Raw genomic sequence first — 22,929 nt, 5'->3', positions numbered from 1 at the left:
GGGAGCCGCCCCTTACCTGTTCACCTCACCTGTTCAACCGTTTCTGCTCACAGGCCCCTACGAGGTGCGGGCGGCAGCGCAGCCGGGATGGGGTGCAGGCCCGTACCGTGCTGCCGCGCGACCGGCTGCCAGATGGCGGTCGCCGCAGTGGTGTGCCCCTGCTGCGAGCCGCCGTTGCGCGCGGAGTAGGCCCCCGCGCTGTACGAGCTGTACGACGAGGCGTACGCGGACGAGGCGTACGCGCCCGAACCGTGCGTCAGGCTCCCGAAAGCCGTGAAGCCCAGCTCCTCCTCGCCGTGGCGGTCGCCGGGCAGGGCCCTGAAAGATCTGACCCACTCGGCGTAGAGCGCGTCGTAGATCGGCGTGGCCGAGGGAGCGCCCGGAGGATCCTGAGCCGATCGCGCGGCCGGGATCGGATGGAAGGGCTGGCGGCGGGGGGCGTCGTAGGTGTGCACGTATGTGCCAACGACCCCGCCGCCCAACAGATGCGGCCACCGCGACGCTTTCGCACGCCCCGTCGCGTGGGCGCGCTCAGCCACACATGACCCGTGCCCGACGACGAACCCGCACCGCCCCTTGAGGGGCGCGGGGCTGTGACATTATGCGGCTCCGCCGCGTGGGCGCGCTCAGCCACAATCGACCCGCACAGGACAACGCACCCGCAGTTCCCCGCCGCAACCCAGCGGAGCGCTCACGTCCCCGCGAGCGGCATCGCGGCAGCCACCAACTTCCCGTTCGCCGCCGCCTTGTCCAAAGCGTCCCGCAGCAGATCCTCCCGAGGCTGCCGCCCGATCGACCCGACCGGCGCGGCGAACAACAGCACCTGCTGGTGCTTGTTGGCCGCCGCCCGCCAGCTCTCCGCGACCTGGAGCGCCTGGTGCGCCTGCCACCACGCGACCGGCGACCCACCCCCGCTGCCCGGCTGCAGCACGGCGTGCAGCTGCCCCATGGCGAGCAGCACGGACCACCCGTGCAGCACCGGCGGCACCGAGCTCAGCTCGGTCACCGGCATGAACCCCTGCTCGATGAGGAGCGGCAGGAAGTCGTCGCCGATGTCCATCGAGCCGGGCCGCACGATGGGCCCGGTCGGCTCGACGACGAGCGCCGGGTGCAGCTCGCCGTTGATCAGGACGAGTCCGCTGGTGACACCGAGCACGGCCTGCTCGGGCGCGGCCTGCTCGGGCACGCTGTCGGGGTTGATCGAGCGGACGGCGCCCTGCAGTTGCTCCTCGGTGACCTGCACGACCTGTGAGGGCAGACAGGTGGCGTGGGCGAAGGCGAGGACGGCGGTCTCGTCGCCGATGAACAGGACGGTGCTGGTGCGCTCCTGTTCCGAGTCGCCCGGGGTGCGGCAGGACGTGCAGTCGTAACTGCCCGGGGCGTTCTCTCCGGCGAGCAGCCGGTCGGCTTCTTCGTCGCCGATCTCGGCGCGTACGTCGTCGCTGACGTCGAGCATGCGCGGCACGGGTGGCTCCTCGGGATGCGGTGCGTGGCGATGCCGGGTGGCTCCCGGCCCATGAAGCCGGGGGCCCCGGCTCATGAAGATGACAACGGGCGATCTGTGGCCGGAGTCACGCCCGAGAGCGAACGGAATCGAACCATCCAGCGCACAGGGTGAGATCACGTGCGGAATCTGTTACTCCAAGCCAACTTCTTGGGGGTTCAGGGAAGTTGAACCGGTGAAGCGGGTCACAGATCGGGAGAGCGACTGGTCGATAAATCCTGATATCAGGCAATGAAGTGGGTGGCCGAAAATCGCCGATACTCGCGGTAACCACGAACTGACCTCGAATGACAAGGAGTTGGTTGATATCGGGCGACGAGCTCCCTAGATTTCTCGGCCGTGTGCAACGAGCACCGCTCGGGACACGTCCGCCGGCCGAACCGCACAACGGTTCGCAGCACCACCTCCGGCGGACGGGGCGGAGCACGACGACCGCGCCGTACGCGCAGGGAGTCGCGCCCCGCCTAGGGGGACCCCGGGTGTTTCGAGAGGGAACTACATGTCCGCATGTGCCGATAACACTCGTAAGGTTCGTACGACGCGTACGACGGCGGTCCTCGCCGGGGCGGCCCTGCTGGCCCCGCTCGGACTGCTCGCCGCGACCGGCAACGCCGCCGCGGCCGACAGTGGAGTGTGGGACCGCATCGCCAAGTGCGAGAGCGGCGAGAACTGGCACATCAACACCGGCAACGGCTACTACGGAGGACTGCAGTTCTCCGCCGGCACCTGGCAGGCGTACGGCGGCACGGCCTACGCGTCGACCGCCGACAAGGCCTCCAAGGCCGCCCAGATAGCCATTGCCGCCAAGGTCCAGAACGCACAGGGATGGGGCGCCTGGCCCATCTGTTCGGCGCGGGCCGGGGCGTACGGAAGCGCGCCCGCGTCCTCGGGCGCCGCGGCGTCCGGAGGGTCGGCCACCACGAAGTCGACATCCAAGTCGACATCCAAGTCGGCTCCCGCGAAGACGACGACCAAGGCGGCCCCGGCGAAGGCCCCGACGCGCGAGTCCGGCCACACGAACCGCGCCGCCTCCCGCGGCGACTACACCGTCCGCGGCGGCGACACCCTGAGCGGCATCGCGGAGCGGCACGGAACCACCTGGCGGAAGATCTACGCCGCCAACCGGGCGGTCATCGGTGGTGATCCCGACCTGATCGTGCCCGGGCAGCGGCTCGACCTCTGAGCCCCGCTCCCCCCGGTCCCGGGCACGGGCCCCGCTCGGTCCGCCGACCGGGTGGGGTCCTGGGCGCGGCGGGCCGACCGGGAGCGGTGTGCTGCTTAGCGTGACCCGATGCACCTCGAACCGACGCCGCCGACCATGCCCATGACGCCCATGACGTCCTTGTCGACGATGCCGCCTCTGTCGAGCAAGGGCATGCGGTACGCGGCCGCAATCGTCGCCGCCCTGGCCGCCCTCGTTCCCGCGAGGGCGGCCGCCGCCTCACCGTCCCCGTTCCGCGGCCCGCAGACGGGGCGGGTGTCGTACAACTGTGCGCAGAGCCAGTGGCCCTGGGGCTGTCTCGCCGAGTGCGAAAGCGGCGGGCGCTGGCACGTGAACACCGGGAACGGCTCCTACGGAGGGCTGCAGTTCAGGCAGCCCACCTGGAAGGAGTTCGGCGGCCTGGCCTACGCCTCGCGCGCGGACCTCGCCTCGCGCAAGGAGCAGATCAGGGTCGCCGAGGCGGTGGTGGCAGTCCAGGGGTGGGCGGCCTGGCCCGTCTGTTCCAAGAGGTACAAGCTCCAGGGCCGTAGTCATGTGGTGAAGGCCGGTGAGACGCTCTGGTCGATCGCCCGCCGATACCGGATCGCGGGTGGCTGGAAGGCGCTCTACAAGGCCAACAAGCAGATGGTCGGAGCGAATCCGAACCGGCTGAATCCGGGCATGCCGCTCGTCATCCCGAAAGCCTAGGGCGGTGCGCTTCGGTCGCCTCTCCGCTGAACGCGACCGCGCCGCGGCGCAGTTCATGGACGTACGTCGCCCGGCCCGCCCGCTCCCGCAGATCGGGCGGCAGCCGCTGCTCGGCGACCACCACGCACGCGTCGAGACCGCTCAGGAGTTCGTACGTACGGGCCGCGACCGGCGGTGACATGCCCTGCGAGGGTTCGTCGACGAGCACCACGCGCGCGCGTGCCAGCAGGGCCCGGGAGAGGGCGAGCATGCGCTGCTCGCCGCCGGAGAGGGTGCCGGCGCGGCGCGGGAGGAGGGGCGCCAACTGCGGGTAGGCGGCGAGGGCGGGAGCGAAGTCGGCCGCGGCCAGTGCCAGGTTCTCGCGGACCGTGAGCGCCCCGAAGACCGCGCGGCGTTCGGGGACGAGGCACAGCCCGCGCCGGGCGCGTTCGTGGGCGGGCAGCCGGGTCACGTCCGCACCGTCCCAGACGACGGTGCCGCCGGACAGCGGCACGGTTCCGGCGAGGGCGCGCAGCACGGTCGTACGGCCCGAGCCGTTGCGGCCGAGCAGCACCGTGAGGCCGGGGCCGGGCGCGACCAGCGTCACGCCGTGCAGGGCCTCCAGGGGGCCGTAGCGCACGCGCGCGTGGCGCAGGGAGATGCTCATCCGCCGGGCCTCGTCTCCAGTACGCGGTCGGCGGGGCCGGAGGTGACGACGCGTCCGGCGGCCATGACATGGACGACGTCGGCCAGGTCGGCGACCAGATCGAGGTCGTGCTCGACGACCAGCAGGGCCGTACCGTCCGCGGCGAGCGCCCGCAGCACGCGGGCCAGCGCGGTCACTTCGGCGGTGTCCAGGCCCGCGGCGGGTTCGTCGAGCAGCAGTATGTGCGGGCTCCCGGCGAGCGCCCGGGCCAGCTCGACGCGTCTGAGCGTCCCGGTCGGCAGTCCCGCGGCGGGCAGCGCCCGCACCGGCCCGTCGAGCCCGAACAGCCGCAACGCCCGCTCCAGGGCCGCGGGATCGGCGACCCGGCCGTGCTCCGCCCCCACCCGAACATTTTCCGCCACGGTCAACGAGGGGAAAACCGATAGCTGCTGAAAGGTCCGCGCGATGCCGAGCCGGGTGCGGTCGTGCGCGGCCAGCCGGGTGATGTCCCGCTCGCCGAGCAGCACCCGGCCGTGCGACGGGCGCACGGTTCCGGCCAGGCAGTGGAAGAGCGTGCTCTTGCCGGCGCCGTTGGGCCCCACGACAGCGGTGACGCGCCCGGGCCGGAGCTCCAGGTCGACACCGCCGAGCGCCGCGAAGCCGCCGTAGCCGACGTGCAGGTGGCGGGCGTACAGGGGCTGGGGGGCCGTGGAGGCCAGCGGCGGGCGCGCACGGCGGGGCCCGGCGAAGGCGCGCCGCGGTGTGGGGGCGGGGACGTCACACGGGGCCAGGACGTCACACGGGGCCAGGACGGGGCGCGGGGCCGGGACGGGGGTGGGCCGCGCGGCCGTGGTGTCGTCCGCCGGGACACGCACCCCGGCCCTCCCCGGCCGCAGTCGCTCCCGTACCCGCGCCCCCAACGGCGTAAGGGCGACCTCGGGGCGCGACCGCAGCCGGGAAGCGGCCGTGCGCAGCGCCTCGAACGGGCCCCCGGGAAAGCGCCCGACGAAGACCGCGAGCACCCCGATCAGCGCCGCCGCCACCCCGCCACGCGCCCCCGCGTCGAGCCCCACCAGCAGCGCCGCGGCGGCCGGCGCACCCAGCACGCTGTCGGCGCCCAGGACCACGACCGCCGCGAACCACAGCAGCCCGCGCACCGGGTCGTACGCGGTCGCGTCGAAGGCGCGCAGGCCCATGCCGAGCATCCCGCCGCCCAGCGCGGCCAGCGCGGCGCCCGCCACGAAGGCCGCCAGCTTCAGCGAAGGGACCCGCACGCCCGCCGCCGACGCCCCCGACTCGTGGTCGCGCATCGCGGCCAGGGCCCGGCCCGTACGGCCCCGGCGCAGCGCACTCGCCGTCAGCAACGCGGCGGCCAACAGCCCCAGTTCGAGCACGTAGTACGCGCGGTCGCCGTCGAAGCCCGTCGGGCGGTCCAGCGACAGACCCGAGGTCGCGTACGGCTGTGTGAAGACGAAGCGGCTGACGCCCACGCCCACCGCGAAGGTCGCCAGGGCCAGCGCCAGTCCGTGGCGGCTGATCGCCGGCCAGCCGGTCAGCACGCCGAGCGGGGCGACCAGGACCACCGCCACCGCCAGCGCGGCCAGTTCCGGCAGGCGGGGCAGGCCCGGGAAGCGGCCCGCCGCCAGCAGCGCGGTGAAGAGGGCGCCCAGACCCGCGTACGCCGCCTGCCCGAGGGAGATCTGACCGCCGCGGCCGGTCACGACGACCAACGACAACAGCACCACACTCAGCGCCGGCACCTGCACCGACGTATGCAGGTCCGAGCCCGCGAGGCCCAGCGGCAGCAGGAACAGGACGCCCGCCACGATCCACGCGCCCGGCGGTGTCGCCACCGGGGCCGTCGTCGTGCGCGGCAGCGCGTCCCGGTCACCGATCCCCGGCAGCACGAGCGCCGCGATCAACAGGGCCACCACGAACAGGTTCGCGCCCACCGCCTGGAGCAGCGGCTCCGCCCAGCCCGCCGGATGCAGCCGCGTCAGCTGGCTCTGCGCGACGCCGAGGCCCAGCGCCACCACGACGGCCACCGGGAGGCTGCGCATCCGGGCGGCGACGGCCACCGCCATCACCTCCATGACGAGCAGCGGCATACCGTACGGGTCGAGTCGTACGTAGGGCGCCAGGAGGACGCCCGTCAGGCCCGCCGTGAAGGAGCCGAACGCCCAGCCCGCCGCGGCCACCCGGTCCGCGTCGATACCGCCGAGCACGGCGAGCGCGCGGTCGTCGACGACGGCCCGCAGTTCCGTGCCGAAGCGGGTCCAGCGCGTCACCGCTCCGACCCCGACCGCCAGGACGACCGCCACCGCCAGCTGCCCCCACGGATCCGCCGACACCAGCGTCGGCGCGTCCGCGCGCGCCCCGGTGCCCCACACCAGCGCGGCCCCGCCGACCAGCAGCACGAAGACCCCGAGGGACGCGACCAGCGTCTGTGCCGGGTCGCTGCCCAGGACGGACAGGGGTCGGAACACGAAGCGTTCCAGGGCCATGCCGATCGCCGGAGCCACCACCAGCAGCGTCACCGCGGCGCCGAGCGCGAGCGGCCAGTCCCACTCGACCGTGAACTGCCGCAGCAGATACGCGCACACCATCGCGATCGCGCCGTGCGCGAAGTTGAGCACCCCGGTCGCCCGGTGGGTGACGACCAGTCCGATCCCGGTGAGCGCCGCCGCGCCGCCGACCGAGAGCCCGGCCAGCGTGAGGTCGTACGTCAGGGAACTCATCAGCGCTCCGCGCCGGGTGGCTCACAGATCGGGCACGGGCCCAACTCCCCGCTCGTCAGGACCCGCGAGTCCACCGGCACGGCCGTCGGCTTCCCCGCGACCAGCGGGCAGTCCGCGCGGTGCCGGAGCGTGCCGCCGGGCACCATCAGAAGGTCCCCGCTGACGGCGACCGGCGCCACGGCGGCCTGCCCGGACTCGTCCGCGTCGGCGGGCTCGGCCGCCACGAGCAGCCCGTACAACTCCTCGACGCGCGCCGCCGCCGACGCGTTCCTGCCGTGTGCGAGCAGCACCGCGCCCGCGATGATCAGCGCGGCCCCGGGCACCGTGCAGGACGCGAGGTACGGCAACTGCCGTTCCGCGTACCGCTCGCCCGAGATGCCGTACCAGCCGATGACGCACAGCACCGCTCCGGCGGCGAGCGCGGCCCACCCGGCCCACAGGGCGGGATGCAGATGCACGCTCCGCGGTCGAGATGTCCGCATCCGGGCTCCCAGACGTCGTGTGTCTGTCTGTCTGTCTTCCAAGTCCGCCAATGGACTTGCACTATGCCTTCTGGAAGCTGACCCTGAAAGCTCCGGGCGCGCTCGGCCCGGACCGACACCCGGTGGTGAGCCAGGATGGTTCTCGGGAGCGACCTCAGGCGGGGCAACGGCCAGGGGGTGGCGGCGGTGGCCGTGCTCGTCCTCGCCGCGGCCCTCACGGCGTGCAGCGACAGCACCGGCGGCGGGAGTTCGACTCCTGTGCCCACCCCCTCCGTGGAGCAGTCCAGCAGCGCGCCGCCCAGCCCGACCGGCCCGGCCGATCCGGCGGCGGCCGAGAAGCAGGTCAAGCAGAACTGGGAGAAGTTCTTCTCCCCGTCCGTCCCCGTCAAGGACAAGCTGAACTACCTGGAGAACGGCGACAGGATGACCGCCGTCGTGCAGGGCTTCAGCGGGGACAAGCGCGGCCGGCAGGTCGCGGCCCAGGTCCAGAAGGTCGTGTTCACCTCGCCGACCGAGGCGGAGGTGACGTACGCGTTGACCCTGAAGGGCGCGACCGCCCTGCCGAACGCCGCCGGGACGGCCGTCGACCAGGGCGGCACCTGGAAGGTCTCCGACAGCACCCTCTGCGCGCTGGTGGCGCTGAGCGGCGACGGATCGACGACCCCGGCCGGCTGCTGACCCGCCGTGCACCCCAGGTACCCCAGGGGAGTCCTCGCCGTGGGCCTGCCGCTCGTCCTGGGCGCGGCACTTGTCCTGAGCACGGCCTGCGGCAGCCGGCTCCCCGAGAGCGACTTCGAGCACCGGTCCACACCCGCGCCGCAGAGCACCGCCCCGCTCCGCGTCGGCATCATCACCAGCGCCACCAGCCCCGTCGGCGGCTCCGCCTTCACCGGGCCGCGCGACGGGGCCAAGGCCTACTTCGACCGCCTCGACGCGCGCGGCGGCATCGGCGGCCGCCCGGTCGAGGTGCGCCTCTGCGACGACGGCGGCAGCGGCGTCGGCGACAACGAGTGCGTGCACAGGCTGATCGACGAGGACAAGGTCGTCGCCCTCGTCGCCACCACCGCCCTCGACTACGCGGGCGCCTCCCGCGTGTCCGACGCGGGCGTTCCCGACATCGGCGGCCAGCCCATCGGGGCGGCGTACGACACCTATCCCCACCTCTACGGGATCTACGGCAGCCTCGCGCCCCGCGACGGGACGCCGGGCTGGGGCGGGAAGCTGTACGGCGGCACCGAGGTCTACCGCTACTTCAAGCGCGTCCAGGGCGCCCGCACGGCCGCCGTGGTCTCCTACAACCAGTCCGCGTCGGCCGCGTACGCCCGGCTCGTCACCCGGGGCCTGAAGGCCGAGGGCTACCAGGTGGTCACCGAACAGGTCGACTTCGCGCTGCCCAACTTCCGTGCCGCCGCGGCCGATCTGAAGGACCAGGGAGCCGACCTCGTCTTCGACGCTCTCGACACGCACGGCAACGCCCAGCTGTGCAAGGCGATGGACGACGTCGGCGCGAAGGTCATCGCCAAGGTCACCAACGTGCAGAACTGGACGTCGACCGTCCCCGAGGACTACAAGGACGCCCCGCGCTGCCGCAACGCCCTGTGGGCGACCGGATCCAGCCGTAATTTCGAGGACACGTCCCAGAGGGCCGTCCGCGCGTTCCGGGACGCCACCAAGGGCCTGCCGACGCATTCTCAGTGGCAGCTGGAGGGCTGGGCGGCCGCCATGTGGTTCACGGACGCGGCGAAGTCCTGCGCGGGGGCGGAAACGGGCGTCACGCGCGCGTGCGTCGACCGCTTCATGAACCACGGCGCGCCGTACACCGCCGGCGGCCTGCTGATCCCCGTCTCCTCCGAGCATCTGCCCGCGCCCCCGAGGACCCGCCGGACGTGCGTCTCGGTGGCCCGCTGGAAGGACGGCAAGGGCTGGGTCTCCCAGGGCGACATGAACAGCGACTGCTTCGACGTGCCGCAGCTGTCGTACGAGCCCTGATGCGCTGTGGCTGTCCGTCGACATCGCCGACAAGAGGGCCGTCCTCGGTGTACTCGCGGACAGCGGCTGTCCGCAGGCGCTGGCAGACTCGCAGGCATGTTGGAGACATCGGCACGACTGCTGCGGCTGCTCTCGCTGCTGCAGGCCCACCGCGAATGGTCCGGGGCCGACCTGGCGGACCGCCTGGGCGTGACGCCCCGCACGGTCCGCCGCGATGTGGACCGGCTGCGCGAGCTGGGCTATCCGGTCAACGCCAGCCCGGGCACGGGCGGCGGCTATCAGCTCGGCGCGGGGGCCGAGCTGCCGCCGCTGCTGCTGGACGACGACGAGGCGGTCGCCGTCGCGGTCGGGCTGCGCACCGCCGCCGGGCAGGGCGTCGAGGGCATCGGCGAGACCTCCGTACGCGCCCTCGCCAAGCTCGAACAGGTGCTGCCGAACCGGCTGCGCCGCCGCGTCGGCGCCCTCAACGCGTTCACCGTGCCGATGCTGCGCGGCCCCCAGCCCTCCGCCGTGGACCCGGGCGTGCTCACCGAACTCGCGGTCGCCTGCCGCGACTTCGAGCGGCTGCGCTTCGCATACCGTGACCACGGCGGCGCCCCGACCCGCCGGACCGTCGAACCGCACCGCCTGGTGTGCACCGAGCGCCGCTGGTACCTCGTCGCCTGGGACGTCGACCGCGAGGACTGGCGCACCTTCCGGGTGGACCGCATCACGCCCACGCCGCCGCACGGACCGCGCTTCACCCCCCGTACGCCACCGGCCGAGGATCTGGCGGCGTACGTCTCCAAGGGCGTCTCCACGCGTGCGTACGCCTCCCAGGCCGTCGTCCGGCTCTTCGTGCCCCTGGCGGAGGCGGCCGAGCGGATCTCGCCCTCGGCGGGGACGCTGGAAGCCTCCGGGGAGGACAGCTGCATTCTGCGCACCGGGGCCGCGAGCCTCGACGTGATGGTGATTCACGTGATGCTGATGGGCTTCGAGTTCGAAGTGCTGGAGCCGGACGGGTTCACCGAGGCGATCAGGACGGCCCGGGACCGGCTGTCCCGGGCTCTGGAGCGGGCTGCGGAGCGAGCGCCCCGTACAGGGGATGGTGCAGGTCGAACGCCGGGGACTCGGAGCGGATCCGGGGCAGCGTGACGAAGTTGTGCCGGGGCGGCGGACAGGAGGTCGCCCACTCCAGGGAGCGGCCGAAGCCCCAGGGGTCGTCGACCTCGACCTTCGTGCCGTACCTGGATGTCCTCCAGACGTTGTACAGGAACGGCAGCGTCGAGATGCCCAGCAGGAAGGCGCCGATCGTCGAGACAGTGTTGAGCGCCGTGAAGCCGTCGGAGGCCAGATAGTCCGCGTACCGGCGCGGCATGCCCTCGGCGCCCAGCCAGTGCTGCACCAGGAACGTCGTTTGGAAGCCGACGAAAAGTGTCCAGAAGTGGATCTTGCCGATGCGTTCGTCGAGCAGCTTGCCGGTGAACTTGGGCCACCAGAAGTAGAAGCCGCCGAAGGTCGCGAAGGCGACGGTGCCGAAGACGACGTAGTGGAAGTGCGCGACCACGAAGTACGAGTCGGTGACGTGGAAGTCCATCGGCGGCGAGGCCAGGATCACCCCGGTCAGACCGCCGAACAGGAACGTCACCAGGAATCCGACGGCCCACAGCATGGGCGTCTCGAAGGAGAGCGAGCCGTTGAGCATCGTCCCGCTCCAGTTGAAGAACTTCACCCCCGTGGGCACCGCGATCAGGAACGACATGAAGGAGAAGTACGGCAGCAGCACCGCGCCCGTCGCGAACATGTGGTGCGCCCACACGACGACCGACAGACCGGTGATGGCCATCGTCGCCGCGACCAGCGTCAGATAGCCGAAGATCGGCTTCCGGCTGAAGACCGGCAGGATCTCCGTGATGATCCCGAAGAACGGCAACGCGATGATGTAGACCTCGGGATGCCCGAAGAACCAGAACAGGTGCTGCCACAGCAGCGCGCCGCCGCCTGCCGCGTCGAACACCACCGATCCGAAGCGCCGGTCCGCCTCCAGGACCAGCAGTGCCGCCGCGAGCACCGGGAACGCGAAGAGGACGAGGATCGAGGTGAAGAGGATGTTCCAGCTGAAGATCGGCAGCCGGAACATCGTCATGCCGGGGGCGCGCATCCCGACGATGGTCGTAATGAAGTTCACCGCGCCGAGGATCGTGCCGAAGCCGGCCAGCGCGAGCCCCATGATCCACATGTCGGGGCCGACGCCCGGCGAGCGCTCCAGGCTGTTGAGCGGGGCGTAGGCGAACCAGCCGTAGGCGGCCGGGCCCGTGGGCACCGCGAGCGAGCCGAGGACGATCAGGCCGCCGAAGAGGAAGAACCAGTACGACAGCATGTTCAGGCGGGGGAAGGCGACGTCCGGGGAGCCGATCTGCAGCGGCATGATCTCGTTGGCGAATCCGGCGAAGGTCGGGGTCGCGAACAACAGCAGCATGATCGTGCCGTGCAGCGTGAACAGCTGGTTGTACTGGATATTGTCCATGATCTGCAGGCCGGGCCGGGCGAGTTCGGCGCGCATCAGCAGCGCCATCAGGCCGCCGACCAGGAAGAACGCGAAAGACGTGATCAGATACAGGTGGCCGATCTTCTTGTGGTCCGTGGTGGTGAGCCAGTCCACGACCAGCCGCCCCGGCCGCCTCCCGCCTCGCGTCCCGTGTACAGGGCGCGTAGTCGCCTGCGCGGTGTCCGTGCCCATTGCTCGCCCCTTCGCCGTCGCGCCGTGGGCCCGCCTGAAGCTCACGCCATGATGCTCGCGTCGTCTTGTGCTCCGACAGAGGACTTGCGGGGGTTCTGTGCTGGAACCGTGCATTTCCCATGCGGTGTCGGCTTCCGCGACACGCCCCGGATTCGGAATGGAAAAGCTTCGCCCCGCTGAGTCTCCGCGGGGGTCTTCGCGTCTTTCCATTGGGTTATTCGGGACTGCGTCAAGGTAGTCCCGAATAACGTTCGAAGGCGTGCGGGACACGTACGGAACCCCTCGTACGTGTGACGGAGTTCGGCCGAAACGCGTGTCGTGATCCCGTGACAGAAGCGTGACCGGAGGGGGGCGGGCGGCACAGGGATGCCGGTTCGGGCTTCCCCGGCCCCGGTCGGCCCCTTAACGTGGCGGTCATGGCACCCATTCCCACCCCTCCCGCAGAGCCCGAGGACAGCCCGCAGGCCTATGTCGGACTGGAGGCGAGGAGCGCCGAGCGCCGCGCCCGGGAGCGAGGCTGGTCCACGGTGCGCTCGCTTCCGCCCGGCACGATCATCACCATGGAGTACCGCACGGGACGGCTGAACTTCGAGGTCACCGGCGGCCGGGTGACCCGCTGCTGGAAGGGTTGAACCAAGGCCGACACGAAGGCCCCCGGATCGTCAGGAGCCGGGGGCCTTCGTCGTGCGGGGAGGTTGTGCGTACCGGCCCCGCTGTTCTCCATGGTCGCGCCGTTCGCGCGTTCGCGCCTCAGCTGCCCGCCACGGGCCGGGCCGAGGTCGAGGTGGTGGTGCGCGCCACGCGGTCCGAGTGCGGCGGGCGGCGGCTGCCGACCGGGGTGACCGGAGTGCGCTCCGAACGGGCCGTGTGCGGCCCCGGGGCCAGGTAGACGGGCGGTCGGGGCGGACGGGCGGCGGTCACGGTCTCGCGGGCGGGCACCTCGTCGTCCGCGTCGGCGGACTGCCTGACCAGGACGGGCGCGCCGAGCGGGGAACTCACCGGAACGTTGGCCGGGGCGTCGACCGGGGTGGGCGCCGTACGGCCGCGACGGGCGCGCCAGGCGTCACGCAGGGTGAACAGCCCGACCTCGGCACGGGCGATCAGCGGCTCGCACCACGGCAGCGCCAGCAGGATCAGCAGACCTGCGGCCCAGCCCAGCAGCACGTCGCTCAGCCAGTGCGTACCGAGGTAGACGGTGGTGAGCCCGACGCCGAGCGAGGTCACGGCGGACAGGGCGGACAGCCAGCGCCTGGCCCGCGGGGTCGAGGCCAGATAGGCCAGGATGCCCCAGGTCACGACGGCGTTCGCGGTGTGGCCCGAAGGAAATATATCGCCGCCAAGACCCATCTCGTTCGAGCCGATCGTGATGGCGTAGTGCGGTCCGAGGCGGCCCATGCCGAGCTTGGCGGCACCGACCGTGATGTTCAGCAGCAGCAGCGAGGCGCCCAGCGTGAGCAGCGGGCGCAGGGTGTGCTGCCGCCAGGAGCGCCAGCCCAGCCAGGCGGCGACCATCACGGCGGTGGGGCCGCGCTGGCCGAGCACCACGTAGTAGTCCAGGAACGCGTGGATCTCCGGCCACTGCTGGTAGGGCCGGAAGAACATGACCTGCCAGTCGAACCGGACCAGCCATGACGTGATCGCCACGGCCCACACGATGGCCACGTAGAAGGCCAGGGTGGCTCCGAAGAGCACAACCCTGTGCCGGCTCATCTTCGGCACATCGATGTGGGCCGACCGTTCCGGCTCACGGTCCAACCGGGCGAAGACCCGGTCCAGACGGGTGAGGTTTCGTTCGGTACGCACTCAATCGACGTTACAGCGAGTGAGCTGCGTTCCAGGCCGAATCACTCGGTTTGTGATGACGATGTGATGTGGGATTCCTCTCAGGGTGGTGTTTATTTCCAATGATTCTCTAATCTCCGGCGTCTGGACCTTCAATTCCATTGGCTGGTTCCGGCTTCCGTTTTATGGCCCTTTTGAATTCGTTCACCGAATCCTGGGGTGGAATTATCCGGTCGCTCACCGACCGCCGAGGAGTTGATCATGGCGGTCCGGAACCGTTCAGCCAGAAGGCCCCGTAGATCGCCGAAGCCGCCGCCACCGTGCCGAGAATCGCCGCTGACCTGGACGTACGCAGCCGGGCCAGGGCCAGTGCGAGGGGCAGCAGGAGGGGGAAGACGGGCAGCAGGAGGCGCGGTTTCGAGCCGAAGTAGCTGGACGTGCACAGGGCGAGCGCCGTGACGATCCCCGCGTACACCAGGAGCGGCAGTGGCTGACCCTGCCGTACGCAGATCACGTACAGCCAGATCACCAGGGCGACCCCGACGATCAGTCCGACGCCGGCCAGGGCCGACGGAAAAGACGTGAACTTGTCGCCCACGAAGCGGGCGAAGGCGTACCCGCCGTCGAATCCGTTGCGCCAGCCCGACTGGACGTCGAGATAGCCGAGCGGCCCCTTGCCCGTACGGTGGCCGACCCACAGCACGTACCCGGCGGCGCCGAGGGGCGCGAGGGCCATGCCGAGGGCGCGCCGGAGCACGGGGGCGCCATGCGTGGGCGGTGCGCTCCGGTCTCGCACGAACGAGGCGACGGCCGCCACCCACACGGCGGCGACCACCGCCGCCCCCACCGGGCGGGTCAGCCCGGCGAGCGAGGCGAGCAGGCCCGCCGTCACCCAGCGGCCGGTCAGTACCGCGTGGAGCGACCAGGCGGCGAGTGCCGTGAACAGTGACTCGCTGTACGCCATCGACTGCACGACGCCGACTGGCAGCGCGGCCCACACAAGCGCGGCGCAGACGCCCACGCGGAGGCCGTACACATGGTCCGCGACGGCGAAGATCCCCCAGGCCGCGGCGAGCGAGGCCGACGTGCTGACGAGCAGCCCGGCATCCGCGTACGACAGCGGCGTGATCGCCGAGACGAGCCGCTCCAGCCAGGGCAGCAGCGGGAAGAACGCGAGGTTCGAGTGCACGTCGCCGTTGGGGAGCCGGACCTCGTAGCCGTAGCCGAGATCGGCGACACGGGTGTACCAGAGCGAGTCCCAGCGGGCCGACAGCAGCTTGTGCGCGCTCTTGCCGTTCGCCGCGCTCCACAGGGCGAGCGTGATCAGGCCCAGGGCACGCACGGCGGCGTACCCGAGGAGGGCGGGCGCGGCCCGGCGCAGGGCGCCCGCGCGGGGCGGCATCGCGACAGGCGTCTCAAGATCGGTCACGGGCTCGATTATCGACGGCGCCCGGAACCGGCCGGCCTTTCGGGGCGTGGTGCGCCAGGGAGAGCGTGGCGTACGCCACATGCCCGGTGAGAGGAACGTGAGAGGTCCGCCACGTGTATAAGACGGGAACCGGCGTACTCTGGCCGCTCACTCGCCTTTGATGCGTGCGTCCGGGAGTCCGCTCCTCCCGGGCCGCTGCCGCAGGGAGTCCCCACCCAGCGGATCCGCCGAACGCGAGGGAACATCTGGGAGGTACATACATGTCCGGGACGACCACGGCCGCCACGCGTCGCCGTCGGGAGACCGGGGCCGGTGCCAACCGCTGGGTCGTCCTTGTGGTGCTGTGCGTCAGCCTGCTCCTCGTGGCCCTCGACGCCACCGTGCTGCACGTCGCGGTGCCCGCCGTCACCGAGGATCTCAAGCCCGGCGCGATAGAGCTGCTCTGGATCGTCGATATCTACCCGCTGGTCTGCGCCTCGCTGCTGATCCTCTTCGGCACGCTGGGCGACCGGGTCGGCCGCAGACGCGTTCTCCTCCTCGGATACGGGCTTTTCGGCGTCGCTTCCGGCATCGCCGCCCTCGCCGACAGCGCACAGGTCCTGATCGGGGCGCGCGCCCTGCTCGGTGTCGGCGGCGCGATGATCATGCCCGCGACGCTGTCGATCCTGCGGCAGGTCTTCCCCGACCGGCGGGAGCGGGCGCTCGCGATCGGCATCTGGAGCGCGGTCGCCGCGGTGGGCGCGGCGGTGGGCCCCCTGCTCGGCGGTCTCCTCCTGGAGCACTTCTGGTGGGGTTCGGTCTTCCTCATCAACATCCCGCTGATGCTGATCAGCCTGCCGATCGGGCGGCTGCTGCTGCCCGAGTCGCGGGGCGACCGGAACGGTCCCTGGGACGTGGTGGGGGCCCTGATGGCCGCCGCCGGGCTCTTCGGGCTCGTCCTCGGAGTGAAGCGGCTCGGCGGCGGTGAGGCGCCGTTCGGTCCGTTCACGCTGGCGCCGCTGCTCGTGGGCGGCGCGCTGATGTTCGCCTTCGTACGGCGCCAGCGCCGACGCGCGCACCCGCTGGTGGATCTGCGGATGTTCGCACGGCCCGCGTTCAGTACGTCGGTGGGGTGCATCGTCCTCGCCATGCTCGCCCTGGTCGGGCTCGAACTGATCGCCGCGCAGTACCTGCAACTGGTGCTCGGGCTCTCGCCGCTGCAGACCGGATTGCGGCTGCTGCCGCTCACCTTCGCGGCGATGGCCGCGGGGCTCGCGGGGGCGCGGCTGCTGCGGCGGTACGGGCCGCGCGCGATGGTCTGCTTCGGCTTCTGCCTCACCGCGGCCGCGGTGCTCACGCTCACGGCGATGGGCGGGGACGACAACGCCGGGCTGCTGCTCTGCGGGTTCGCGCTGCTCGGATTCGGGCTGGAGACGACGCTCTTCGGGGCGTACGAGTCGATGCTGAGCGAGGCGCCGCCGGCGCAGGCGGGTGGGGCCGCGGCGATCGGCGAGACCTCGTACCAGCTAGGCGCGGGGATCGGTATCGCGCTCCTGGGGAGCGTGATGAACGCGGCGTACACGCCCGGACTGTCGTCCGTACCGGGGGTCTCCGCGGGGGACTCCGCTGCCGCGGGTCACTCGCTGGGAGAGGCGTACGACGTCGCTGAGCGGCTCGGGGGGTCTCGTGGTGATGCCCTGCGGCATGCGGCTCGGGACTCCTTCGTGCACGGGCTGCATGTGACCTTGCTGGTCAGCGCGGGGCTGTTGCTGCTGGGGGCGGTGATGGCGTTGCGGTTGCCGCGGGTCATGGAGTGCGGGGCGCCCATGGCGGGCTCGGCGGAGATCCCGGCGCCCAGGGAAGTCGCCGAGTCGCGGGTGCCGGCGTAGCCCCCATCGCCCGCCCGCCCACGTGCGACGGAACCGCACGTGTCGGCGGGCTGGAAACGGGCGGTGCGTGGGTGGGAGAGGCACTGGACGTGCGGGACACTGCGTCGTACCGTCAGGGCGAGACCGTAACTAGCGCTGCTAGTTTTAGTGTGCCGGAGGCTGTCGTATGTCCGCGTCCTCGAAGCTGCCCCCCTTCGACCCCGCCGACCCCCTGGGTATCGACGACCTGCTGGAGCCGGAGGACCTGGCGATCCGGGACACCGTACGGGCATGGGCCGCGGACCGGGTGCTGCCGTATGTCGCCGAGTGGTACGAGAAGGGCGAGCTGCCCGGGATCAGGGAGCTCGCGCGCGAGCTGGGCGGCATCGGCGCGCTCGGGATGTCGCTGGAGGGCTACGGATGCGCGGGGGCGAGCGCCGTGCAGTACGGGCTCGCCTGTCTGGAGCTGGAGGCCGCCGACTCCGGCATCCGGTCCCTCGTCTCCGTCCAGGGCTCCCTCGCCATGTACGCCATCCACCGCTTCGGCAGCGAGGAGCAGAAGCGGACCTGGCTGCCGGGCATGGCCTCCGGTGAGGTCATCGGGTGCTTCGGGCTGACCGAGCCCGACCACGGGTCCGACCCGGGCGCCATGCGGACGTACGCCAAGCGCGACGGCGGAGACTGGGTCCTGGGCGGGCGGAAGATGTGGATCACGAACGGGTCCGTGGCCGGGGTCGCGGTCGTCTGGGCGCAGACCGACGAGGGGATTCGGGGGTTCGTCGTGCCCACCGACGTGCCCGGGTTCTCCGCTCCCGAGATCAAGCACAAGTGGTCCCTGCGGGCGAGCGTCACCAGCGAGCTCGTCCTCGATGACGTACGGCTGCCCGCCGACGCCGTGCTGCCCGAGGTCAGCGGGCTCAAGGGGCCGCTCAGCTGTCTGTCGCACGCGAGGTACGGGATCGTGTGGGGCGCCATGGGGGCGGCGCGGGCCAGTTTCGAGGCCGCCGTCGCCTACGCGAAGACGCGGGAGCAGTTCGGCCGGCCCATCGGCGGCTTCCAGCTCACCCAGGCCAAGCTCGCCGACATGGCGGTGGAACTGCACAAGGGGATTCTGCTCGCCCATCACCTGGGGCGGCGCATGGACGCGGGACGGCTCCGTCCCGAGCAGGTCAGCTTCGGCAAGCTCAACAACGTACGCGAGGCGATCGAGATCTGCCGGACCGCCCGTACCATCCTCGGCGCCAACGGGATCTCGCTCGAATACCCCGTGATGCGGCACGCGACCAATCTCGAATCGGTGCTCACCTACGAAGGCACCGTCGAGATGCATCAACTCGTGCTGGGCAAGGCGCTCACCGGACTCGACGCCTTTCGGTGAGTCGAGCACCGGCAGAACAGGGCCGGTGAGCGGCCCTGCCTCAGCTCTGGTTGAAGAATCCGTCCGTCTGGCGCGCCGCGGTCTCGCCGCTGACGATCTCCGTGTTGGCCGGGGTCAGCAGGAAGACCCGGGTGGCGACCCGCTCGATGGTGCCGTGCAGGCCGAAGGTCAGGCCGGCCGCGAAGTCCACCACGCGCTTGGCGTCGGCGGGCTCCATGGCCGTGAGGTTGATGATGACCGGGACACCGTCCCGGAAGAGCTCGCCGATGCCGCGTGCGTCCCGGAAGCTGTCCGGGGTGACCGTGCCGATCCGGCGGCCTGTCTCTTCCGCCGTCTCGGACGCGACCTTCACGCGCGGGTCGGTGACCCAGGCATCGCCGGAGTCCTGTCCCTCGGCGTAGTTGTCGTCGTCGTAGTAACGCTCGTCATCGTTGTCGTCGACGAGGCCAAGCCAGGCACTCGCCTTGCGCACCGATCCCATGGACGCCTCCTCTCACAGCGGTCTTTCTTGCTTTCCGCATCCCCATGGTCGTCCATGATGCGGATGTCGCGCCAAGTGGATAGACGCCGCGCGGGGGTTTCGTGACGGTACTGGTGCACAGCGAATTCGTCGAGAGCCCGCGTGCCCCAAGGGTCTTGCCGTGTACGGCTGCTGACTGAGAGTGAAATATGATTCTCGACGGCGTTCGGGTGACGGCTAGGGCGTACGGGTGAACGAGGGAGTCGCTACGATGCCGCAGCTCAACGTCGTACGAGGCACGGGGGAGTGTCGTGTTCGGAATCGTGAGGCCCTGCGGCCATCGCCTCGGCGAAGGTCTCAAAACGCAGTGGATGGCGCATTTGTGCGGGCTCTGTCTCGCGTTGCGCGGGGACCACGGGCAGTTCGCTCGGGTTGTCACCAATTATGACGGGCTGTTGATATCGGTTTTGACGGAGGCTCAGGCCGAGCGCGGATGGGGGTCCCCCCGGTCGAGCGGAGCCGAGCCCGGGGGAGGGTGGCGGCGTACGGCGGGGCCGTGCCCGTTGCGCGGGATGCGGACCGCGTCCGTAGCGCAGGGCGAGGGTGCCCGGCTCGCCGCCGCCGTCTCGCTGGTGCTGGCCTCGGCCAAGGTGCGCGACCACGTGGCCGACGGGGACGGGCTGTTGGCCCGCAAGCCGGTGGCGCTCGCCGCCCGCCGGGTCGCCGCGAGCTGGGGACGCGCCGGGGCCCGTACGGGATCCGACGTGGGCTTCGACACCGCGGTGCTCGTCGACGCGGTGGACCGGCAGGTCGGCATCGAGGCGCTCGCGGGGCTCGGGACGCCGCTGCGAGCCGTGACCGAGCCGACCGAGACCGCGACCGCCGCCGCGTTCGCGCACACGGCCGTTCTGGCCGGGCGGCCGGGCAATGCCGAGCCGCTCGCCGAGGTCGGACGGCTCTTCGGACGGCTCGCGCATCTGCTGGACGCGGTGGAGGACAGGGAAACTGACGCCGCGTCGGGGGCGTGGAATCCGCTCACGGCCACCGGTACCTCGCTCGCGGAGGCGCGACGGCTCGCCGACGACGCCCTGCACGGGATACGGCTCGCGCTGCGCGAGGTGGCATTCACGGACGGCAAGCTGGCGCATCTCCTGCTCGCGCACGAACTGGGGCGCTCGGTGGACCGGGCGTTCGGGACGTCGGGGTGCGGGCATCAGGCCCATGCGGACGGTGTGCAAGGGGCCTTCGGGCCGCCGCGGCACGGTGGCCCGTACAACCCGCAGAGCCCCTCGCATCCGCACATCGGGCAGAATCCTCACGTCGGTGGTGGCAACCCCTTCGGAGGCGGGCCCTCCTTCCGGCCGCCGGGGCCCGGCAAGCGGGGCTTCTGGGCCGGATGCGCGGCCGCGATCGGGGTGTGCTGCACCTGCAAGGTGTGTTGCGCCGACGAGTTCGAGGGCCCGTGGTCGCGCAAGAAGCGCGAGGGCTGCCTCAGCAACTGTGACTGCGACTGCAGCTGCTGCGAGGCCTGTGAGATCTGCGAATGCTGTGAGTGCTGCTCATGCTGCGATTGCGGACTGTGACTCGGCACGGTCGTACCGGTTGCTGAGATCGGTCGTCCGGAAGCCGCGGGTCGTGTGTGGCTGGGCGCGGGGAATGCTCAGGCCCCTCAGTTCTTCGGTCCCGGTGGGGACATCTCCGACTTCGCCGGCGCCGAACCCGTCGTGCCTGGAAGGCGGGGCCCCCTCGCGGTGGCCGAGAAGTGGTCGGCACACCGGAGGCGGTCGCCGTCGAACTCGACGCGTTCGTGGACCGGGTGGTCCCGCTGCTCCAGGAGCGGGGCGCCTTCCGCACGGAATACACCGGCACGACGCCGCGCTCACACCTCGGGTTGCCGGAACCCGTATGGAAGGGTTGATCACATGACGAAAGACGCATCAGAAGGCGTATCAGAAGGCGCAGCCGAGGTCTGGAAGCAGTGGCACGAGCACCGCATCGAGACGGTGTCCGCGCCCTACGGCCCGCTGGCGCTCACCGGCACGCACTGGCTGGAGGACTATCCGGACGGGCAACTTCCGGACATCCCCGGGCGGTGGACCGCCGACGATGACGGGGTCCTGCTGGCGGCCGCGCCCGAGGACGGTCTGAGCGTGGACGGGGAGCCCTTCACCGGCGAGGTCGGGCTCGACGCCGACCTCGGGTCGGCGGCCGGGGCGCGCGTCGGACTCGGTGAGCGCCGGTTCGTCGTCCTGGTGCGCGAAGGGGTCTGGGGCGTACGCGACTTCGACCCCGCTTCCGAAGCGCGCGCGGCCTTCAAGGGCGTCGAGGCGACGCCGTACGACCCGCGCTGGTCGGTGCCGGGACACTTCACGCCGTACGGCGAGGACCGTACCGTACGTGTGGAGAACGCGGACGGAGTCGCCCGCGGTCTGGAGCTCGGCGGCATCCTCGCCTTCACCCTGGACGGCGAGGACCGCACGCTCCAGGTGTCGGTGGAGAGCGACGGTTCGCTGTGGGCCGTGTTCGCCGACACCACCAGCGGGGACAGCAGCTACCGTTTCCGGTTCCTGCGCCCCGCGGCACCCGACGCCGAGGGGCGTACGACGCTCGACTTCAACCGCGCCGTGCTCCCGCCGTGCGCGTTCGCCGACCACTTCGTCTGCCCCTTCCCGCCGCCCGGGAACACGCTGGACGTGGCCCTCGCGGCGGGGGAGCGCATGCTGCTCTGACGGTTCACTCCGCCGGAGCACTCGCCGTCCTGTGCGCGCTCCGGCGATCCGCACGCAATCCGCACAACCGCGCCGAGGAGATCAACTACCGTTGGTGGTACGCAAGTTGAACGTCGCACGGCCGAAAGGCGCCCTTGCGTCGGTCGGCCGTGCGGCCGAATACTCCCCCACAGCGCTTGTCAGGAGCACGGCTTGTCCGGAATCCGGTCGGGCGGCTCCCGGCTGCGCCTCACGGGCCCCGACCCCACGCGGGCCCCCTACTTCCCCTCGGGAGGAACGAAAAGTGAGGATCAAGCGCACCACCCCCCTCAGCGGTAAAGCGAGACGGACCCGGCTGATCGCCGTGACCACCGGACTCCTGGCCGCCGCAGCGTTCTCCGTCCCCACCGCGAACGCATCCGACGTCCAGACGTTCAGCGCCACCCAGCTGAGCACGGTGAACAAGTCGGTACTCAAGTCCGACATCGCGGGCACCGCCTGGGCGGTCGACGCCAAGACGAACCGCGTGGTCGTCACCGTCGACAGCACCGTCTCCAAGGCCGAGATCGCGAAGATCAAGAGGGACGCGGGCAGCAACTCCGCGGCCATCACGATCAAGCACACCCCGGGCAAGTTCAAGAAGCTGATCACCGGCGGCGACGCCATCTACGGCGGTGCCTACCGCTGCTCGCTCGGCTTCAACGTGCACAGTGGCAGCACCTACTACTTCCTGACCGCCGGCCACTGCGGTCAGGTCGCCTCCACCTGGTACTCCAACTCCGGTCACACCACCACACTGGGCACGAACGTCAGCTACAGCTTCCCGACCAACGACTTCGCGCTGGTGCGCTACACCAACACCTCGATCGCCCACCCGAGCGCGGTCGGCAGCCAGACCATCAGCAGCGCCGCCACGCCCAGCGTGGGCACGACCGTCTACCGTCGTGGCTCGACCACCGGCACGCACAGCGGCCAGGTCACCGCGCTGAACGCCACGGTCAACTACGGCAGCGGCGACGTGGTCTACCAGATGATCCAGACCACCGTGTGCGCCGAGGGCGGCGACAGCGGCGGTCCGCTCTACGCGGGTTCCGTCGCCTACGGCCTGACGTCCGGCGGCAGCGGTGACTGCACCTCCGGCGGTACGACCTTCTTCCAGCCGGTCACCGAGGCGCTGAGCTACTACGGCGTGAGCGTCGGCTGATCCTCGGTTCCCCCAGCGCACCCGCACCACCGCACCCGCACAGCCGGACCTGCAGCCAGCAGCAGGCGAGCCCCCGTACGCAACTGTCGTGCGGGGGCTCGCCCTTGGTCGGGTGACGGAGTTACCGTCGAAGTACACGCCTGACGCCTGGTACG

General features: G+C 71.2%; 21 protein-coding genes. 12 read left to right on the top strand and 9 right to left on the bottom strand.

Annotated features, from left to right (window positions below; genetic code table 11):
• Nucleotides 1-47: 47 nt before the first annotated feature.
• Entirely contained in the window at nt 48-455 is a 408-nt protein-coding gene (locus OG747_RS09355) for a hypothetical protein (RefSeq protein WP_405878815.1), read from the bottom strand.
• A 236-nt stretch (nt 456-691) separates the two neighbouring features.
• Complete coding sequence (locus tag OG747_RS09350) at nt 692-1,465, bottom strand: hypothetical protein (protein WP_405878813.1); 774 nt, start codon at nt 1,463-1,465, stop codon at nt 692-694.
• A 538-nt stretch (nt 1,466-2,003) separates the two neighbouring features.
• Between OG747_RS09350 and OG747_RS09345 the strand changes: the two genes are divergently transcribed.
• Entirely contained in the window at nt 2,004-2,687 is a 684-nt protein-coding gene (locus OG747_RS09345) for a transglycosylase family protein (protein ID WP_405878812.1), read from the top strand.
• A gap of 168 nt (nt 2,688-2,855) precedes the next feature.
• A complete protein-coding gene (locus OG747_RS09340) occupies nt 2,856-3,413 on the top strand; it encodes a transglycosylase family protein (RefSeq protein ID WP_405885489.1) in 558 nt (185 codons plus the stop codon).
• On the opposite strand, the gene OG747_RS09335 is transcribed toward OG747_RS09340, so the two are convergent.
• Genes OG747_RS09335 through OG747_RS09325 form a run of 3 tightly spaced genes read right to left on the bottom strand, consistent with a single transcriptional unit; the run spans nt 3,397 to nt 7,258 of the window.
• On the bottom strand, nt 3,397-4,059 hold the full coding sequence (locus tag OG747_RS09335) for an ATP-binding cassette domain-containing protein (protein WP_405878811.1): 663 nt from the start codon (nt 4,057-4,059) through the stop codon (nt 3,397-3,399). The two genes, OG747_RS09340 and OG747_RS09335, sit on opposite strands and share 17 nt — an antisense overlap.
• Nucleotides 4,056-6,776: an ABC transporter permease subunit gene (locus OG747_RS09330; RefSeq protein ID WP_405878810.1), complete on the bottom strand. Its 2,721-nt coding sequence runs from the start codon at nt 6,774-6,776 to the stop codon at nt 4,056-4,058. Before OG747_RS09330 ends, OG747_RS09335 begins: the two co-directional genes overlap by 4 nt.
• A complete protein-coding gene (locus OG747_RS09325; RefSeq protein WP_405878809.1) occupies nt 6,776-7,258 on the bottom strand; it encodes a hypothetical protein in 483 nt (160 codons plus the stop codon). The genes OG747_RS09330 and OG747_RS09325 overlap by 1 nt, the downstream gene beginning before the upstream one ends.
• Before the next feature lie 135 nt (nt 7,259-7,393).
• Here OG747_RS09325 and OG747_RS09320 point away from each other — a divergent pair, with 135 nt between their 5' ends.
• The 3 genes from OG747_RS09320 to OG747_RS09310 all read left to right on the top strand — a co-directional run bounded on the left by OG747_RS09320 (nt 7,394) and on the right by OG747_RS09310 (nt 10,381).
• On the top strand, nt 7,394-7,936 hold the full coding sequence (locus tag OG747_RS09320; RefSeq protein WP_405878808.1) for a hypothetical protein: 543 nt from the start codon (nt 7,394-7,396) through the stop codon (nt 7,934-7,936).
• Nucleotides 7,937-7,975: 39 nt separating this feature from the next.
• Nucleotides 7,976-9,247, top strand: coding sequence for an ABC transporter substrate-binding protein (locus OG747_RS09315; protein WP_405878807.1), 1,272 nt, complete (start codon nt 7,976-7,978; stop codon nt 9,245-9,247).
• 96 nt (nt 9,248-9,343) lie between these two features.
• Entirely contained in the window at nt 9,344-10,381 is a 1,038-nt protein-coding gene (locus OG747_RS09310; RefSeq protein WP_405878806.1) for a helix-turn-helix transcriptional regulator, read from the top strand.
• Here the strand turns inward: OG747_RS09310 and ctaD are convergent.
• Nucleotides 10,263-11,966 carry a cytochrome c oxidase subunit I gene (gene ctaD / locus OG747_RS09305; RefSeq protein WP_405878805.1) on the bottom strand — a complete coding sequence of 568 codons (1,704 nt, stop codon included), beginning with the start codon at nt 11,964-11,966 and terminating at the stop codon, nt 10,263-10,265. The genes OG747_RS09310 and ctaD overlap by 119 nt on opposite strands.
• A 416-nt stretch (nt 11,967-12,382) precedes the next feature.
• Between ctaD and OG747_RS09300 the strand changes: the two genes are divergently transcribed.
• Nucleotides 12,383-12,598: an I78 family peptidase inhibitor gene (locus OG747_RS09300; RefSeq protein ID WP_405878804.1), complete on the top strand. Its 216-nt coding sequence runs from the start codon at nt 12,383-12,385 to the stop codon at nt 12,596-12,598.
• Between the two features lie 118 nt (nt 12,599-12,716).
• On the opposite strand, the gene OG747_RS09295 is transcribed toward OG747_RS09300, so the two are convergent.
• Together OG747_RS09295 and OG747_RS09290 are read right to left on the bottom strand one after the other, a co-directional pair.
• Nucleotides 12,717-13,769 carry a phosphatase PAP2 family protein gene (locus OG747_RS09295; protein WP_405878803.1) on the bottom strand — a complete coding sequence of 351 codons (1,053 nt, stop codon included), beginning with the start codon at nt 13,767-13,769 and terminating at the stop codon, nt 12,717-12,719.
• A gap of 238 nt (nt 13,770-14,007) precedes the next feature.
• Nucleotides 14,008-15,177, bottom strand: coding sequence for a hypothetical protein (locus OG747_RS09290; protein WP_405878802.1), 1,170 nt, complete (start codon nt 15,175-15,177; stop codon nt 14,008-14,010).
• A gap of 260 nt (nt 15,178-15,437) precedes the next feature.
• Between OG747_RS09290 and OG747_RS09285 the strand changes: the two genes are divergently transcribed.
• The gene (locus tag OG747_RS09285) at nt 15,438-17,045 is read left to right on the top strand and encodes an MFS transporter (RefSeq protein WP_405878801.1); all 1,608 of its coding nucleotides are present in this window, start codon (nt 15,438-15,440) and stop codon (nt 17,043-17,045) included.
• A 166-nt stretch (nt 17,046-17,211) separates the two neighbouring features.
• Complete coding sequence (locus OG747_RS09280) at nt 17,212-18,402, top strand: acyl-CoA dehydrogenase family protein (protein WP_405878800.1); 1,191 nt, start codon at nt 17,212-17,214, stop codon at nt 18,400-18,402.
• Nucleotides 18,403-18,442: 40 nt separating this feature from the next.
• On the opposite strand, the gene OG747_RS09275 is transcribed toward OG747_RS09280, so the two are convergent.
• Nucleotides 18,443-18,883: a cell division protein SepF gene (locus OG747_RS09275; RefSeq protein WP_405878799.1), complete on the bottom strand. Its 441-nt coding sequence runs from the start codon at nt 18,881-18,883 to the stop codon at nt 18,443-18,445.
• 290 nt (nt 18,884-19,173) lie between these two features.
• Here OG747_RS09275 and OG747_RS09270 point away from each other — a divergent pair, with 290 nt between their 5' ends.
• From OG747_RS09270 to OG747_RS09255, 4 genes are all read left to right on the top strand, one after another.
• The gene (locus OG747_RS09270) at nt 19,174-20,445 is read left to right on the top strand and encodes a DUF5685 family protein (RefSeq protein WP_405878798.1); all 1,272 of its coding nucleotides are present in this window, start codon (nt 19,174-19,176) and stop codon (nt 20,443-20,445) included.
• Between the two features lie 179 nt (nt 20,446-20,624).
• Nucleotides 20,625-20,780, top strand: coding sequence for a hypothetical protein (locus OG747_RS09265; RefSeq protein ID WP_405886086.1), 156 nt, complete (start codon nt 20,625-20,627; stop codon nt 20,778-20,780).
• Nucleotides 20,781-20,784: 4 nt separating this feature from the next.
• Nucleotides 20,785-21,591, top strand: a complete 807-nt coding sequence (locus OG747_RS09260; protein ID WP_405878797.1) for a DUF1684 domain-containing protein — start codon at nt 20,785-20,787, stop codon at nt 21,589-21,591.
• Between the two features lie 283 nt (nt 21,592-21,874).
• Nucleotides 21,875-22,774 carry a S1 family peptidase gene (locus OG747_RS09255; protein WP_405878796.1) on the top strand — a complete coding sequence of 300 codons (900 nt, stop codon included), beginning with the start codon at nt 21,875-21,877 and terminating at the stop codon, nt 22,772-22,774.
• Nucleotides 22,775-22,929: the final 155 nt, after the last annotated feature.

This window comes from Streptomyces sp. NBC_01384 (genome assembly GCF_045040035.1).
Taxonomy (GTDB): Bacteria; Actinomycetota; Actinomycetes; order Streptomycetales; family Streptomycetaceae; genus Streptomyces.
Note: the sequence above shows the minus strand (reverse complement) of the source record. Positions and strands in the feature narration are given on the sequence as shown.